Source organism: Salipaludibacillus keqinensis (assembly GCF_003226325.1).
GTDB lineage: Bacteria > Bacillota > Bacilli > Bacillales > Salisediminibacteriaceae > Salipaludibacillus > Salipaludibacillus keqinensis.
In genome coordinates this window covers 89,571-106,688 of record NZ_PDOD01000003.1, presented here as the reverse complement: position 1 = coordinate 106,688, position 17,118 = coordinate 89,571, and the positions used below count along the sequence as shown (strand labels likewise).

Sequence of the window (17,118 nt, the reverse complement as noted above, 5' to 3'; positions counted from 1 at the left end):
GAACTCTTGCTTCCATTATACTTAATTTTTACATGAAAAACCAAAGTTTTTTAGATTTGACAAATGTTTTACTTTTCTAAATAACTCGGTATTTCAAACGGCAAGTATGGACTTTCGATTTGATCATATAGTTCTTTGATCATCCTCGTCTGTTTCCAAGCCCAGCCGATATCCGTTGCGTATTGAGAAGCCCATGATCTGCCGACGCTGATGTTGCTATTTAGGGCAGATTCATGAAAATCTGGATCCCATCGCATTTTATACAATGTGTCTTGCCCTCGGGCAAAGTAGTTGCTAGAAATGAACTGAGCCCCACCTCGGATCGATGCTTCTGGTGTGAACCAGCCTTCTCTAAAGGCACGGACAGATCCTCTCGTATAAGGATCACTGTCCACTGCTTCGATGCCGAACATATTGTATGTTTTCTTCATATCAATTTTGCTCGTGTCGAAGTCATCATTTCTTGTCCGGATCCAACTCCAACGATCAAGCCTGTCATTGTAGACGTTCTCTAAAATATACGTTCTGTTCCCACTAGACGTCGGTTGAACGGATACCCATTTGTTCGTGGAAATAAGACCTACCTCAATCGATCCATTTGACAAGATTGACGTGCCGTGACCTGTTTCCAACAAGGCGTGTGAGATTAAATAAATATCATTCACACTATTTTTCTCAGCCGTATCCTTAAAGACGGCACCTTGATTATGAAGAATGCCTTTGTTTCTTAAGATATTATTCAATTGGGAGGCTGAAACGCCTGACGTTTGAGATAACACTAAGAATTGGTACATGTCTCGGTGAGACGGGTCTAACGTGAAGTTTGTCGGGTCTAAATAAAACGCCACATCATCACGCTTCGCATTTTGCCATCCGCCACCGTAAAGGTCTGTTTGTGGCCCAAGCGTCATCTGTCGATCCAACATTTGCTGAAGGGTCATGCTGTAACTTCGGTCATAGTCTGTTTCACCAATTTTATTCAATTCAGAATTGATTTTCATCAGTGTCACAGAATCACCGATCCCATTCACAGCCAATCCGTGATGCTGTTGGAATTCTTTGACCACTCGTTCCGTCGTCTCTCCATATGAGTTCGTAGGAGAAGACGAGAAGTTGCCAAACCCTAGTTGTCTTAAATTCTTCTTCAGTTCAATGACTCCGGAATGTTTTTGTCCTAAACGATAAGACGAAGATAAGACTTCATCAATGTAATCCAATGTCCCTTGAGTGACCTTGCCTGTCGCTGATAATCCGTAATAGCTTTGGAAATCTTTGACGACTCCTTCTGTCACCGGACCGTATCGATTGGACGGTGAACTTGGGAAGTTTCCGAAACCTAACTTTGTTAAGTTCTTTTTCAAGTCAACGATCTCATCGCCCTCGTCACCATCTTCGTAAGGTAAGCTCAATCCGTCTGTTTCTACACGAATAAATGAACCGCTCACGTATGCTGGAGCCGACGTAATCGATGGATGGCTAATACGGAACCACATGCCACTTTCTTCTAGGAGTTCTACTTCCGTTCCTCTCGGTAATTGTCCGACAATCCCATAACTCATTCCAGGACCACTGCGAACGTTTAAGTTCGATGATGACGTGACTGTTCCTGTTCCAATGCTTTCTTCCACGGGGAGTAGCGTTTGAATCTTAGCTAAAGTGACCGAATCACCCAACCCGTTGACCACTAGCCCTTGAGATGCTTGGAACTCAGAGACGACTCCTGACGTGACAGCTCCATAACGGTTTGATGGATTCGTCGGGAAATTCCCGTATCCTAAAGTCGTTAAGTTCTCTTTCAGTTGAATAATCGCACTATTGGCTTGTCCATCTCGATAAGGCGTCTTCAATTCTTGTTGAAGTTGCTCCATAGTCAACTGATCGGTCACTCCCGTTTCTCTCAATCCAAAGTACTTCTGGAATTCTTTGACCACACCCATCGTCACGCTTCCATAACGATTTGACGGGTTGCTTGGGAAGTTGCCGAACCCTAATGTTGTTAAATCTTTCTTTAAATCGACGATCAAGTCTCCTGCATCCCCGTCTTCATAAGGAAGAGCGAGAGTGCTATTATAATATTCGTTCGTTCGTTGTTTCAGCTTGGCTATTGTGACTGAATCACCTATGCCATTGACAACAAGATCTTCATGTCTTTGAAACTCTGAAACTACACCTGCTGTCACGGAACCATAACGGTTAGACGGGTTACTCGGAAAGTTTCCATAGCCTACTCGCGTTAAATCTTCCTTCAATGTGACGATGTCACGGTGCGCTTGTCCGTCACGATAGATCGTTGATAATTCGGAAGATAGACGGTCAAGGGTTCGTTGATCAGTGTTTCCAGTGGCACTCAACCCATAATAGCGTTGAAATTGCTCGACGACACCCATTGTAACGGGACCATACCGATTGGATGGGTCCGTTGGAAAATTACCGAAACCAAGTCGGGTTAAATCTTCCTTCAGCGTCACAATGGCTGCTCCACTGTCTCCATCTTCATAAGGAACCGTTAGATTTTCCGCTTCAAATACTTCCTCTTCATAGGTTCTTTCTAATAAAGCGATCGTGACAGAATCACCCAGGCCGTTTACAACTAGTCCTTCGCTTGCTTGAAATTCAGAAACGACCCCTGATGTGACTGATCCATAACGATCTGACGGACTTTCAGGGAAGTTTCCATATCCTAGTTCTGTTAGCTGAATTTTCATCTCACGGATCTCTTCATGCGCTTGTCCGTCACGATAAATCGTGTTCAGCTCAGCTTCTAGCTGGTCTAACGTCTGCTGATCTGTGATCCCTGTGCCATTCAATCCGTAATAGTCTTGAAATGCTTCCACCACTCCCATAGTGACTGGACCATAACGATTGGATGGACCGCTAGGGAAGTTTCCAAATCCTAACGCAGTTAAATCTTGTTTTAGTGAAACGATCGCATCACCTGCATCCCCGTCTTCAAAAGGAAGCGTTAGTGATGGTTCTTCTTCAGTGGACATGATGGACATAGAGAAACTTTCTAAGCCAGCTTCATCTGTTTCTGCGCTGTCTATGGATTCCTCTTGTTGATCTTGATTTTCTTCTTGTTCTGCTTCTTCTGTCTCTACAGACTCTTCATTTGATTCTTGATCAATGTCTGCGTCTTTCACTTCGTCTTCTTTAGCTTCTTCTTTAGCTTCTTCTGTTGCTTCTTCGTCCGTAGATGATTCCGTGTGATTCGTCTCTGACTCTTCTTCAGCCGATTCTTCCTCCACGCCCTCTTCTACTTCTTGTCCATCGATCTCTGTTGATTCCTCTTCTTTGGCCTTTTCGGAATCCCCTTCTTCGACTTCGTTTGTTTCTTGTTGCTCTTCTGCTTCGCCTTCTTCTTCCCCTTCGTTCGTTTCTTCGCGGGAAGTCGTTTCTTCAGCAGCGTCTTCTTCTGTAGTTTCTGAATCGGACTGTTCTTCATCGTATGTAGATTCTTCAACAGCCTCTTCTTCTAGCGTTTGAGCGGCTTTGAATTCATCCACGAGAGCATCTAGCACCTCATTTGTTTCTTCCGTGACCGCTCCAGTCACCTCTAATTCTTGAATGTGTTGAAATTCTTCAACGACATTTTTAGTTACTTCTCCATAATAATTGGATGGGGCTTCTGGAAAATGACCATACTCCAACAAGGACAGTGTCTGCTTTAATTCGGCGATGTCTTCCTGCTCATCACCGATCTTGTACACCACGTTTTTCTCCGTTTGCAAATAATCGATCAGTACTTCTCTCGTTTCTTGATTATACTCACCTGTTACTTCCAACTCTTGAGCCGCTTGAAATTCACTGACTGCTTTCACAAGTTCTTCATCGAATGTTTCGTCGATAGAACCCTCAAACAACTCAGCTAAGACAAGTTTTTCTTTTAAAACGTTGACCTGTTGATCCTCATCCCCTTCCTCTAAAGGTAATCCCAAGATGAATGGTTCATCCTGGCCGGAATCTTCATCGTCTTCATAGCCTTCTTCATTCTCATTCGCCGATACTTGGCTCCCCGTTAAAGATCCAAATGAACCGAACGTCATAAGAAAACACATGAAAAGGATAAAAACCCGGGTAGTTTTTGTTTTAACCACCATTAATTCCCTCCTCTCCCATAAGTATTATATCGACAGTCTCTAGTAAATTTAAAGAGGACTTTTGCTTGAATTTGAAATTTTATGTAGAAATCTCTCAACATATCAAAAAATAGGAATGTAGTAATCACTTTTTCGTGTGAAATGACTTGCTATTATTGACTTTAAAAGGGAATATGGTATCTTTAAGGTTGACTAAAACTGTGAATAAAGGGGTTTATTATATTGCAAAAACTCATGGAAGAAATTTTTCAAGTTGTATTGAAAAAGAAGGATTCTTTGGCAAACACTAATACAAAATACACTAATGCCTATAAAACAAAAGACGGAGACGTTGTTGTGTTTCTCTCTTTCAGTAACAAATATATGAGAGCCTACGTGGCGACAGGAAAAGGAAAGGACGTTCAATCGGCTATTGAAGAGGCGATCTCTGTTTATAGAAAAAACAAGGCCGTTAATTTCAAGCCTGTTTCTGTGAAGTTAGACGTGGTGACGATGTTGCTTCCAGTGAAGAAAGATCAAAGCAGAATTAATATAAATAAAGACGAGGTTTTCTATCGCAGAGGTGAAGATGGACTCGCTCTTTCAGAAGACTTTTCGGCTGCTTTCTTACCTGAAGAAGTAGAAGCATACAGAATGATTAAAAATAGACACATTCAGAAGGATCGTGTATTTGATGCCTTCGAAAAACATTTCTTATTACCAGAGCAAAAGATCACAAAAAACTTTATAGGTAATGACTTTATGGATCTGTTTAAATTTAGAACAGACTCACATTATATTGATAAAGATGGCTACCTCCCTCTTCACCGTGGCCACCGAACATACGAAGATTTATCAAAAGAAGACCTTTGGAAGGCTATTGAGCTAACAAAAGATAATTACTATAAACAAGTCGTCAATTCAAAAGGGAAATATATTTATTCATACATGCCCCAAGAAGTCACCCAAGCAGATGACTATAATATTTTGCGGCATGCAGGCACAACCTACTCAATGTTGGAAACATACGAGCTTATGCCTGATGAGAATTTAATGAAAGCCATCGAACGAGCGATTAAATACTTGTTAACTAAAGTAAAAGATATCGAAATCAATGGGCACAAAGCTCAAGTCGTTGTTGAGAAAAACAAATGTAAGTTAGGCGGCAATGGTTTAAGCATTGTCACTTTAGCGAAGTACACTCAACTAACAGGCAACAAAGAGTATGTTCCACTCATGCAAGACATGGCAACTTGGATGGGTCAGCTTCAGGACGAAACTGGCAAGTTCGCCGTCCATAAGCAAGTCTTTTCAACAGGGGAAGACAGTGGATTTGTATCTCACTATTATCCAGGAGAAGCGATTCTATCACTAGTCCGTTTATACCAAGTGGATAAGAATGAAAAATGGCTGGATCTTGCAGAGAACGAAGCCAATTATTTAATTAATATTCGTGATAAAGAAGCTGATCTAGACAGCATCGCGCATGACCACTGGCTATTATATGCTCTGAATGACCTTTACCGAGAGCGTCCTAAAGACATGTACATGAAGCATGCGTTCTTCATTAGTGAAGCCATTGTTAAAGCTCAACGCCTTGATAAAAAAGAATATAACTCTGAATGGATTGGTTCATTCGAACAGCCAGGCACACCACGTTCCACTCCGGCAGCTTGTCGGTCTGAAGGTCTTTGCGCTGCATATCGGATGGCGATGGATCATGGCCATAAGAAAGAAGCTGACCAGTACAAAAAAACGATCATTGAAACAATCAAGTTTCAACTACAAATGCAACTAAAACCAGAATCAGTCATGTACTACACGAACAAAAAACTATGTTTAGGTGCTTTCCACGCTGGTCTGAAAAATTACGAATTAAGAAATGACTATACTCAACACAATATTTCAAGCTTAATTGCTTTCTACAACATCTTGAATAACTATTAATTAACGATGAAAACACCTCTAGTTCTGATGAACTGAGGTGTTTTTTTTGTGATCTTAGGCTGTCTTATTTAGTCATTAAGCTTCAAAGTGCTTGTTGAACGCTTCAAATTTCTTACCATTTAATAAATCTCTCGTTATTCTTGCTTCCGCTCTTCGGTAAGCTTCTCCTAATATACGGTCATACTCACTGTTAAATAAGTGAAATTTTCCTGGTCTAGGTGTTACTTCACCAAAAACCAATCCATCATGTCCTTTTAACATATCAAAACGCACAAACGGAGTTGGTATTTCAAGACTTGCTGATCTAACAATGTCTAAATCTTCTTTTGTAAATCCCGATCCTCCTAGTAAATTCTTATCGTCCCATCCTGTCTCAATTAAATTCATATCTGTATCAAAGAAGCTATATTGTTGATATTGAGATCGATTACTTTCAAAACCAAAGATGACTTCACCATAGAAACAAAAGAATTTTAGATCAGCAGGTGGTTCGGTTGTTTCAGGAGACCTTAATACTAATTCTTCGATCATCCATTCATCTTTTTTTAGTAAAGCGCTTTTACCCGATTTACTTGCATCTAACTTTTTCAATACATCTTCTTCTAATTCTGCCCAACTATTTAAATACGTCCCTTCTCTCGCTGACAAAATGGTGTTCTTATTGAAGATCAAGTATACACCCATCGATCCTGTTGATTGAATTGGTTTTATAACGATTGGACCGTCTGTTTGTTGAATTTCAGAAAATTTATAAACTGTAGGATCTGTTTGTGGTCGTCTAAGTCCTATTTCGTCAGCAAATTGATACGCTTTTGTTTTTCTATCTAATTTCCAAGAATACTCAGGATAACCTAACCGGCGAAGCGCTGATTTTTCTACTATAATTTCTTTAAACGACATTGCTTTATTTAAACTAATTCGCTTACGTTCAAATCTTTTCAAGAAAAAATGGCTTAAATATTCTCTTTTCACTACTTTGCTTAGTTTCCTTAACTTCTCTTTATCGTTACGAACATTCTTATTCTTAACAATATGTTCGTAAAAATCAAAGAATTTAGTATCAATTTCTTTATGAAGGTTTTCCAGTTCTGCAATATGTTTATCAAAAGTATTATCATCAGTTAAATCAATTTTAGACATCGACCCTTCACCAAAAATAATCTCTTTAAGGTCGACTTCTGAAGTCCCTTTATTGTTTTGTTTAGCTAAATTCGAGTCATTTGAAGCACTTAAATAATATCCATCTTTGCTTTCAAGTGATTGAACTACTGTTTCATTAGTAGTTTTACTATTGAGTAATTGAGCTAATTCTTTACATTCTTCTTCCTTTGCTAAACGGACCTTGAATTTAGTTTTTCTATTATCGGTTACGATCGGATAAAATTGTGGTTCTATTTTCCAATTGTCTTCATTTTCTTCTAAATTTAATTTTACTACCAAACTGTAGGGAGGAGCTTCCATCTTACTGTATCGACCAGGTGAATTAAAAACAAAGTTTCCAATAGAGTAGACGATCGTCCCTTTGTCTGTTTTTTCTATATGGTTGGCCATATGTGTCCCATGAGCAAACACAAAATCAGCGCCTGCTTCTAAAAATCTTCGACATCTATCCTCGAGTTTAGGTGTCACCCATTTATAATCAATACCTTGCCAGTGTGGACATACAATAATTACTGCTTCTGGGTCCCGTTCACGTAATTTCGTTATATTATTTGTCATTTTCGTCATATTTAATGAATTAACTCCAGGAGTTTCTTTGGACGCCAAAAAACCATAATCCTCTCGATAACGTCTTGATGCTCTCATACCTGTTAACACATAAACAGTCTTAGAACTTTTTTCACCATTTATTTTAACTTTTAGTGGTTTAGATGCTTCATTCAAATTTTCTCCGGCACCAAAAAAATCAATACCTGCACCTTTAAGTTTGTCTTTTGTCTCCAACATCACTTTCGAACCAAAATCCATTGTATGATTATTTGATAAGCTTACTGCGTTAACTCCGAGATCTTTTAACACACTTAGGGTGCTGTCGGGATTATCATAGTTTGGATATTGCTTTCCTTCCAGAAAACCTGAGGGGTTGTCAGATAATACTGTTTCTAAATTTAATATAAAATAATCATTAGGCTGAATGAGTGGTTTCACGCCTTCAACAAAAGAAAAGGGATCATTTTTTAATCGATCCAATTCAGCTTTTCTATTTGGTTTACTAAGGTACCAATCACCTAAACTCGTGTCTCCAGCAAATGTTATAGTATGTTTTATTGTCATTTATAATCATCCTTCCAAACTCTCTTATCATGTAGTTGAAATACCCATTACTACAAATTTAGAAACTCTTTTAGACCTTCTGTTTGAATCGTCTTCTCACGCATACAACTACTATCTTGAAAAGTCTCCATGATGTTAACCTACACACCACTACTATTCGACAGAAATTTTATTTTAAGGTGGTTAAAGGATACTCTCCTCAAAAATGACTACAAGGCACTTAATTTTCATACATATATATCCACCATGTGTTTCATATATGTTCTCTTCAAGTAATCAATTATACTTCTACTAGCCAACTTATTCGCCCTTATATGGCTCCATAAAAAAGTCCTTTACATGAATAGACAGGGCACTCCTGTCCATTAATATATAAAGGACTGTGGACGGCAAAAAATAATTAATGTCATTGTTCGTCGATTAATTTAGCCGTCTTATTGAAATAAAGCACTAAAACTGAAATTCAAAACAACAAGCAACCACTGCTTATTTGATGTAACTCTTATCTCTTTCTCAAGACCTTTTTAATCAAGTCTAAAGCTATTCTAACTGGTGCTGTCATTTTCCATGTCGTACTGTTGGTCATCTGATGATATTTCCGGGCGATCACTTTGTAATCATTTTTACTTAAGCGAGTGTAGTCACCTTGTTTTAGTTTCTTCGGTGCGGACATCATTCTGAATCCTAATCGAATTGGCTTCGTCCATTCTTGTTCAAGGATTTCTGTCACTTCTGCTGTTTCTGGGCCTTCCATACAGACTTTTTTGAATTTATTAACAGCCTTTTTGTCAGGACTAGCAATAACCACAGACACTGAGCCGTCCGCTTCATTTTTGGCAAGGCCATGAAGGTCCCGCTTTAATGCTTCCCGTTTAATCCACTTGCGGTAGCCGACATTTTGGACTTGTCCTTTAACATTATAACGTTTTCCGTAAAGTTCCCCTTGAGGAGGGAGTGGCAATTCAACCATCGCCGCGGACCTCGTTTTAATCGGTTCGATAATGCTGTTGAAATCGAAGTAAAGGTTTGACCTTACTTGATTTGCCGTTTCAGGAAAATAAAAATCGATAAATTCTTTTGCAAAGTCTCGAGGAGTCCCTTCCATAGGGAAAAGGTGTCCCCCTAAACCAGGACGTGAGTTCACTTCGATGACGACACCTGTGTTGTTTTCCTCATCGACAATAATATCTACGCCACTTTGGGCAAGACCTGGAATCGCTTTTGTGGCATCAATCGCAATTTTCTCTAATTCAGGTGATAGCTCATTGGTTACATCGACCGAGTCCCCACCGTTAGATAAGTTACTTTGAACCCGTAAGAAGATTCGTTTGTCCTTTTCTAAAACGGAATCAAGCTCGTATCCTGCCTGTTGAATCATATAAATGACTTCTTTATCGATCTTGATCATCCGGCTCGTTAAATGAGGATTCTGTTTTCTGAACGCATTTTTGCTGGAAATCAGCTGTCTGATCGTTTGTTGACCATTTCCTACGACGTTCGCTGGTATTCTATGCATTGCACCTAACACTTTGTCGTCTAGAACGATGACACGAAATTCCTTTTCTCCTGGAACATGTGTCTCAATGATCACTTCGGGATATTCCAGTTCTTTACGTACGTAAGGAATGGCATCTTTCAACACTTCTTCGTTTTGAACGTTCGCAAAGACTCCTTTTCCTCCATTGGCACTCACGGGTTTTAGAACAAGAGGATATCCTAAAGAATTGGCGTAGGCTAATACTTCTTCATCCGTCGCGTCTTCTGAGAACTTTGCTCCTTCTGGTGTGGGAACTCCTGCTTTACTTAAATATTTCTTTGTTAAATCTTTATCATCACAAATGTCAAAAGCTTCGTCGGTCACTTTATCCCCTTTAGACAAGGCAAAATGATGCTCCCGATCTTTGTATTTCAAAGAATAGCGGACCTTTAGTTTGTTCTCTTCATCAAACATGCTAAAAAATCTTAAGCGAATGCCGCGTCTCCAACCTTCTAATGCAACGGTGTAAGTACTGATTCGTTTTCCTTGTCCTGCTTTTGGAACTGCATCTTCTAAATGAGGCAGCCACTTATATTTCGTTTCTATCACGATAACGTCCTCCAATATCTTGTTTTGCTACATGTTTTCTTTGTCTACTCTTTATTTTAACGGATTTCCTCAAAAAAAATAGTTGTTTTTAGAGGAAAGTCTCATTTTTTGTCTAATAGAGTCCTTTTATTTTTGCGAAGAACCCATTTAAGATACCGGCTGTTTTTGATACTAGTTAATCTCTTTTTTGCTTTTTGTATTTCTTTTTCTACTTTTAGGCGTTCTGCGATTGTCTCTTCTATTTCGTGAAAAAGATCATCCTCTTTTTTCACATGGGGGTCGATGATGGCAAACTGGGCACTGACCGGGCCACTGAATGGTTCTATCGTCAGATCAACCCTTTTGCCTTTCTCTATAAAGTTTCTTAAGTTTTCTACTGCATCCTGCAGTTTGTTGGGATCTGGATTCCCCAGCACTATTTCAAACTCTCGATCGTTTTTCATATCGAGGAAGCCGATGTGATGTTCTGACAGCAAGCGATTTTTCAAGTCTGACTTCAGGTGTTTCAGTGATTCCGTTGACTTCACACTCAGTTTCTTGAAGACCACTGGTTCAGAAGGCGCTGGTGTGACAATGACTTCCTTTCCGTAATTCTTGCGCAACACATATTCAATCTCTTTTAACGGAAAATACACATCGGATCGACGTGCTTTCTCATGGTCCGATTCAGGAAAGTAGTCATCAATGAGCGCTTTAGGGATGTCTCGTGCCTTTCCTTCAATAGGAAACAAGTGAGAACCGATCCCTGGTCTCGTGTTTAATTCAATGACCACACCTTTGTTTCTGTTCCGGTCAATGATCATATCGACGCCACAGTGAGGCAAATCGGGAATGGCATTGGCAGCATTGATGGCGATTTGCTTCATTTCCTCAGTCATTGTATCAGTCACATCCACCGGATCGCCGCCGGTAGAAATATTGCTGATCCGCTTCAGCATAACTCGTTCATTTTTCAATGGAATCGTTAATAGCGTAATTCCCATCGCACCCGTCGTCGTATAAAACTGCTTGTCCAGTTTAATCGGACGGTTATACAAGTGAGGAACCTTTTTCCGCTCTTCGTTCTTCTGTTCAATCAGTTGTGAAATCCTGCTCTTTCCGTCACCGATCACATTCGCGGGAAGACGGTTCACTGCTGCAATAACTTCATTATTGAGGACATACACTCTGAATTCTTCCCCTGTGATGAACTGCTCAATGATCACTTCTTCGTAGTTCAGCTGCTTTCTGACATACTGCAAGCTCCGTGTTAATTCATCAACAGACGTAATATTGACAATGACACCCTTCCCACCGGAGCCGTTCGTCGGTTTCAAAACGATGGGAAAGCCAATCTCTTCCGCGTAGCGCACGAGCTCTTGATCTGTCTTCTCTTTTTCGAACTTTCTGCCTAGAGGAATAGGGACTCCTGCTTTTTTCAACGCTTCATTGGTCAAGTATTTATCGTCGCAAATGCGTTGCGCTTCATTTGAAATCTTATCCCCTTTAGATCCTTGAAAGTGATGCTCTCGCTCTTTGGAAGCTAGGGAATAGCGGAGCTGATGCTCGTGATTTCCATCTATTTCCGAATAGAATTTCAGCGTGAGACCCCTTCTCCAACCTTCAAGAGCAATCGTGTACAAACTGATTTTCTTTTGCGTTGCTTCATACGGAATGGCATTTTCCAAATGAGGAAGCCAATTAAACTGACTGGTTACCATAAGTAAACCTCCAAAAGTTGTCGACGACGGCGACTAATAGACTCGTTTCGTTTTTATGGAAGAGTAGGCTCGTTTCCCCCATTGTTTCGTGGAAGTATACGAGTGAACTAGACCTACGAGAAGTGATTGTTTCCGCTGCAGTTTTTTCATGTTACGTTTGAGCCGTTTCAAATCTTTCATCACTTGATTCTTGTCTTCCCTTATTTCGAAGCCTTGTTTGAAAAAGAGAAGGGAGTGATCCATCGGAAATAACTCCACATGCTGAACGCTCTGCTCACCTTGGATGTAGTCAACAAACTGACCTAACTTTTCCTCTGAATCACTTTGAATATAGAAGAAAGAAGTGTGCTTCGACTTCGCCTCCATAAATCCACTAACACTCATGCGAACGGCCGCTTTTTTTAGGCCCTGCTTGAATTCCAGCTCGTTCAGTTCACCGGCAACGATCAACGTCTTGTGGTACCTCTTGTCGGAAGTTGGTGGCGGGACATCCACTGAGATCGTCGCCCTCGTCTCTAGTGGCAGAAGAAGCTCCTTGAAATGAAAGGCCGTTCTTCGGTTCTTATTGGCCTGAGACTTTGATTCTGGAAAGTAATAGTCGATGATCGCCGAAGGAATGTTCCGTCCCTTTCCTTTCATCGGAAAAAGGAGTGAGCCGATCTGCGCCGTCGGGTTTACTTCCAGAACAACCGCATCACTACCGTAATCAGATGACGGTGTGATCACATCCACTCCACCGTGATGGAAGTCAGGAAAAGCTTGTAATGCTTCTATCGCGATCCTTTTCACCTCGTCAGATAATTCATCTAACCGATCCACCGGGTCCCCCCCTAAAGAGATGTTGCTCTTCTCTCTCAGAAAGACAACTTCATCCTTTCCTGGCACCGTTTCAAGGGACCGACCTTCTTTTTCAAGTTTTTGCATGAGCTCGTCATCTATTTCGATCGGACAGCTGACTAACCGTGGATTGTCTTTTCTCTGCCGATTTTTCGCTTCCATTAATTCACGGATAGTGGCTGTTCCGTCTCCTGTCACATTCGCCGGAACTCGTTCGATCGCTCCAACGACTTTGTCCCCTACCACATAGAGGCGGTATTCTTTGCCTGGTAGGTACTCTTCGACGATGACTTCTTTCTCGTTTAATTCGCCTCTGACGAGATACAGAGCTTTGGCAAGATCTTCATCATTTGAAATGTTACTGATAACTCCCCTGCCAAAACTCCCGTTCACAGGCTTCAATACAAGAGGATAGCCTAATTTTACTGCGAATTCTTTAATGGCTTCATCCGTTACATCTGAGGAAAAGGTGTCCCCCTTAGGAGTAGGAACTTGTGCGCTTAAGAGAATCTTCTTCGTTTCACCTTTATCGCCACCGGCTTCAACGGCTTCATTGGAAACGAGATCCCCTCTAGAACGGAAGAAATAATGAGTCTGGGTAGAAGAAGAAAGGGAGAAAAGTTTCCCGGGCTTATGGACATACCACGTTTTCATGGATTGAAAAGGAGCCGCTTGGTCTGTATACCATGTGAGTTGAAGACCACGCCTCCATCCTTCCAACGCGATCGTGTACCCGCACAATAAGTGACCCTTCGCTTCCTCCACGACTTGAGGAGAAAGGTGAGGGAGCCAATGTTGTTCGTTATTCTTCATAAGTTCCGCCTCCAATATCTTTTCTGCCTACCTAAACTCAAGAAATTTTTTGCCTTGTAACAGGTCTCTTTGTAGCCGGCCTTCCGCTTCGAGGAAATACTCGCCAAGAATCTGATCGGTGTTGTCGTCGAAATGATCGTAATTTCCTGGTTTCGGCGTCACTTCACCAAATACAAGCCCTTGGCTCGTCTTCAGAAAGTCAATACGACAAAACGGGGCCGGTATTTTCTTACTCAATGCTTCCACTTTCAAAAGGTCCTCATTGGAAAAGCCTTCACCGGCCATCAACTTGTTCTCATACTTTCCTGTATGAACACGCGAACCATCGGGGCTCCACCAGCAATACGTTGGTTCTGGAAATCGTTTCACTTCAAGAATGAGGGCGACTTTGCCGTAAAAACTATAAAATTTCAAATCTCTAGCTGGTTCCGTTTGTTCGTCATCTATGAAATAAAGCTGTTCTGTTCGCCATTCGTCTTGATGAACCCAGTTCAGCTTTAAATCTTCCCTCATGTTGGCCGTTAACTCGCCCCAACCTGACAAAACTTCAGACCTTTTCACGTCTAGGATTCTGTTTTCATTCACTAACAGATAAACGCCCCGGGCCCCGGCTCCATTATGAGGTTTAATGACAATGCCTGCTTGTTTAGGTACGCTGTCCAACGTGAAAACCTGCTCATTCACTTGTGGCACAGTAAACGAATGCTCCTTGGCAAAACGGTAGCCTGTCGATTTATCATCGAGCTGCCATTCAGGGAGATCTTCCCCTAGTTGGCGTCTTCTCAATCTTGTCGTTAGACATGATCTAAACGAAGAGACAGGAGCTAAAGATACGGTCTGTTGATCTTCCATTCCCCTCAGCAAAAATTCAGGTACTTCGTTCACATTTAAACCTGAGAGAATCTTCGTATAAACAAACCACTTGATTTCGTTCTCTTCTTTGGCGGCTTCTTTCATACTGTGGTACAACGCCTCGTTAAAATCGTGATTGTTTTTCTGCTTTAACTGAATGATTTCCTCAAGGCAGTCTATCACATCGCCGTTAGCATAGGCAGTAGAAACAAGCTTGATCCACTGATCTGGATCTGCCTGCTTCAACTTTCCTTCAAGCATCGTGATCGTTGCTTGTTGCTCGGTGATTTTTTTCTGGGCCTTGGCTAAGTCTTCTTCGGTGAGATTTCGCTTTCGTTCCGCTTTGTTGTAGTTTGATTTCAATTGGCGGTTATTCTTTCGGAGTTTCTGAAACTCGCGACCGAACAAGGCTGATTGAAGTTTATTTGAGACTCGCTTCACAACCTTCACAGGAGCAGTTTGCCTCCTGTTCCCTTTATGTTTGTAGTCATTCAATTCCTCGACAGCGGCATCTTTTTCCCTTTGGACCTTCCGGAATTCCGCTTTCTCTCTCATCATTTGCTTCAGCTTTTGTTGCTCATTCTGATCCAAAGGCAGCCCCTCCCTTTTGTTAGGAATTCTGATTCCGATCCATTAAAGATGTGTGAAAATCTCTCCATGTTGTTTTAGCCAACTCCATGGTCCCTTCAGAATACGCTTTTCTAGCTTTATCCGAAACTGGATACCCTGTTGCTTCTGCATGAACGTAGTGTTGGATTCGCTTAGCATACGGCGTCGATGGGTTCATCTTCTCATTCTCTTTCACAAGAAAGACCGCTTCTTTCGCTTTGAGTTCAGGCACGTATCGCTGAAACTCATTCAAGCACGCTAGACCAGAAATTACACAGCGATCACACTCCACCTTCTCACCATAAACAATCATTTCGGCGTGTCCGTCGTTCAGTAGCTCTCTGTAAATCGAATGGACATCGGCATACGGCGATGTGTCGTAACGATAGAGTTGAACGAAACCGATTCGCATCGATGGAGACTGGGTGACCAACTTGGCTCTGTCTTCTTTTGTAAGCGCCGATTCATTCCTGAAATCTGCCACGAAAATCAAATCAAATTTGCGATATCCATTTGTTTTCTGTTCTTTTTCTGGACGCATCGGTTCAGGAATAGCAAATGGACGAACCTGCTGTGGAAATGAATAGTTCAAGTTCTTAGAGTTCTTATGATAGTGATCGTGGGCCATTTCATATTCTCTTCTAGCCCCCATTTTATAATTAGGCAAACCAAATACTTCGTTGCCAGTTAAAGACGTATCCGTTTGTCGTTGGAAAGATAGTGGACCTGTCTGTAACTCTTCCACGGCGTATTCTCCGAAAACCTTTTTAACCCGGTAAATAAATTCAGAGTCGCCCGCAAATCGCACAGAATCCCAGTACCCTAACTTTTCAAGTACTTGCTGGCGTCGGAACATAAAGGAGGACATGTTATTGAAGAGGTATTCTCCTGGCCGTGCTCGTCGGAAAAATTCAAAATGATTCGTCATTCTAGCCTGTTCTGACATGTTCCCAACCAATTTATCGTTCTTAATTAAGTGGAGGACTTGTTTCTCAATTTTCTCCGGGTGGGACCAGTCATCGGCATCATTGATCGTGACAAATTCACCTGTCGCTTGGTTCAGAGCTAAGTTTCTCGCTACGTACGGCCCACCATTTTCCTCAGCTTTGATGAGCGTGATGCGATCATCCTTCGCTTGATATTTCTTTACGGCCTTCACTGTGGAGTCTGTAGAACAGTCATCGATGACGATAATCTCCAAGTTCGTCCACGTTTGTTGTTGCACCGACGATAAAGCAGAATGAATCACATCTTCTGAGTTATACATAGGCATGAGGACCGTCACTTTGTTTTCTTGTAACCGTTTATTAGCTACTAACGTCTTTTTCATTTCCATCTCAATGGCGTCGTATGGCTCCCGTTCAGTTAATAGCTGTTCATTTAATTTAATCTCCATTAGCCCGTAATGACGATAGACTTTGTTAATCCAAGCTATCCGGTTTTGCAAGCCTTCTTCAAGGTTTGCCCCTGCTAAATAAAGATCGGGGTGTTTGTTTTCTTTTATCACCTTGGTGAGCAATCGCTTCCCATTGGACTCAAACCCAAGTCGCTTCATCGCTTCAGCAGTTAAAATCGTTGCCCGTCTGACTTTTTCTTTGTTTTCCTCGTCTTGAAGAACGACTTCCAAATAATCGAGCGCTTTTTTAGCATCTGTTTTTGTGTACTGGTTTGTATGCCAAAGAGCAAGCTCCCAAGCGATATATTTTTTGAACTTTAAATTTTTTGCTTTATGAAATTGAGCTTCAAGATCCTTTAATCCCCGCTCCGTGAAGCCGAGGTTATTTAATTTGTGCTTTAAAAGTTGGATTTGTGTTGTGGGAAGCCCGATAAATGGAACCACTCGTTTGATTAATTCCTTTTGATCTTTTGTCAGTTTGCCTTTCAGTGAATGTTTCAGTTGGTCTACTTTTGTCATGGTCAAACA

The 17,118-nt window shown here is 41.2% G+C and carries 8 protein-coding genes; 1 reads left to right on the top strand and 7 read right to left on the bottom strand.

Annotated features, from left to right (window positions below; genetic code table 11):
• Positions 1-68 precede the first annotated feature (68 nt).
• The gene (locus CR194_RS12875) at positions 69-4,094 is read right to left on the bottom strand and encodes a peptidoglycan-binding protein (RefSeq protein WP_158282258.1); all 4,026 of its coding nucleotides are present in this window, start codon (positions 4,092-4,094) and stop codon (positions 69-71) included.
• A gap of 237 nt (positions 4,095-4,331) precedes the next feature.
• Between CR194_RS12875 and CR194_RS12870 the strand changes: the two genes are divergently transcribed.
• A complete protein-coding gene (locus CR194_RS12870) occupies positions 4,332-6,023 on the top strand; it encodes a glycoside hydrolase family protein (protein ID WP_233254356.1) in 1,692 nt (563 codons plus the stop codon).
• Between the two features lie 75 nt (positions 6,024-6,098).
• Here CR194_RS12870 and CR194_RS12865 read toward each other — a convergent pair whose 3' ends face one another.
• The 6 genes from CR194_RS12865 to CR194_RS12840 all read right to left on the bottom strand — a co-directional run bounded on the left by CR194_RS12865 (position 6,099) and on the right by CR194_RS12840 (position 17,109).
• Positions 6,099-8,297, bottom strand: a complete 2,199-nt coding sequence (locus CR194_RS12865; RefSeq protein WP_110610099.1) for a CapA family protein — start codon at positions 8,295-8,297, stop codon at positions 6,099-6,101.
• Between the two features lie 502 nt (positions 8,298-8,799).
• The gene (locus CR194_RS12860) at positions 8,800-10,383 is read right to left on the bottom strand and encodes an acylphosphatase (RefSeq protein ID WP_110610098.1); all 1,584 of its coding nucleotides are present in this window, start codon (positions 10,381-10,383) and stop codon (positions 8,800-8,802) included.
• Between the two features lie 101 nt (positions 10,384-10,484).
• A complete protein-coding gene (locus CR194_RS12855) occupies positions 10,485-12,083 on the bottom strand; it encodes an ATP-grasp domain-containing protein (RefSeq protein ID WP_110610097.1) in 1,599 nt (532 codons plus the stop codon).
• A gap of 33 nt (positions 12,084-12,116) precedes the next feature.
• Positions 12,117-13,733, bottom strand: a complete 1,617-nt coding sequence (locus tag CR194_RS12850; protein WP_110610096.1) for an ATP-grasp domain-containing protein — start codon at positions 13,731-13,733, stop codon at positions 12,117-12,119.
• A 27-nt stretch (positions 13,734-13,760) separates the two neighbouring features.
• Positions 13,761-15,176, bottom strand: a complete 1,416-nt coding sequence (locus tag CR194_RS12845; protein WP_110610095.1) for an ATP-grasp fold amidoligase family protein — start codon at positions 15,174-15,176, stop codon at positions 13,761-13,763.
• Positions 15,177-15,195: 19 nt separating this feature from the next.
• Positions 15,196-17,109, bottom strand: coding sequence for a glycosyltransferase family 2 protein (locus CR194_RS12840; protein ID WP_110610094.1), 1,914 nt, complete (start codon positions 17,107-17,109; stop codon positions 15,196-15,198).
• Positions 17,110-17,118 lie beyond the last annotated feature (9 nt).

Bases quoted from the DNA above. Each gene is read 5' to 3' on its own strand.
- CR194_RS12870 (WP_233254356.1), top strand. From the start codon at position 4,332: ATGGAAGAAATTTTTCAAGTTGTATTGAAAAAGAAGGATTCTTTGGCA.
- CR194_RS12865 (WP_110610099.1), bottom strand. From the start codon at position 8,297: ATGACAATAAAACATACTATAACATTTGCTGGAGACACGAGTTTAGGT.
- CR194_RS12855 (WP_110610097.1), bottom strand. From the start codon at position 12,083: ATGGTAACCAGTCAGTTTAATTGGCTTCCTCATTTGGAAAATGCCATT.
- CR194_RS12850 (WP_110610096.1), bottom strand. From the start codon at position 13,733: ATGAAGAATAACGAACAACATTGGCTCCCTCACCTTTCTCCTCAAGTC.
- CR194_RS12840 (WP_110610094.1), bottom strand. From the start codon at position 17,109: ATGACAAAAGTAGACCAACTGAAACATTCACTGAAAGGCAAACTGACA.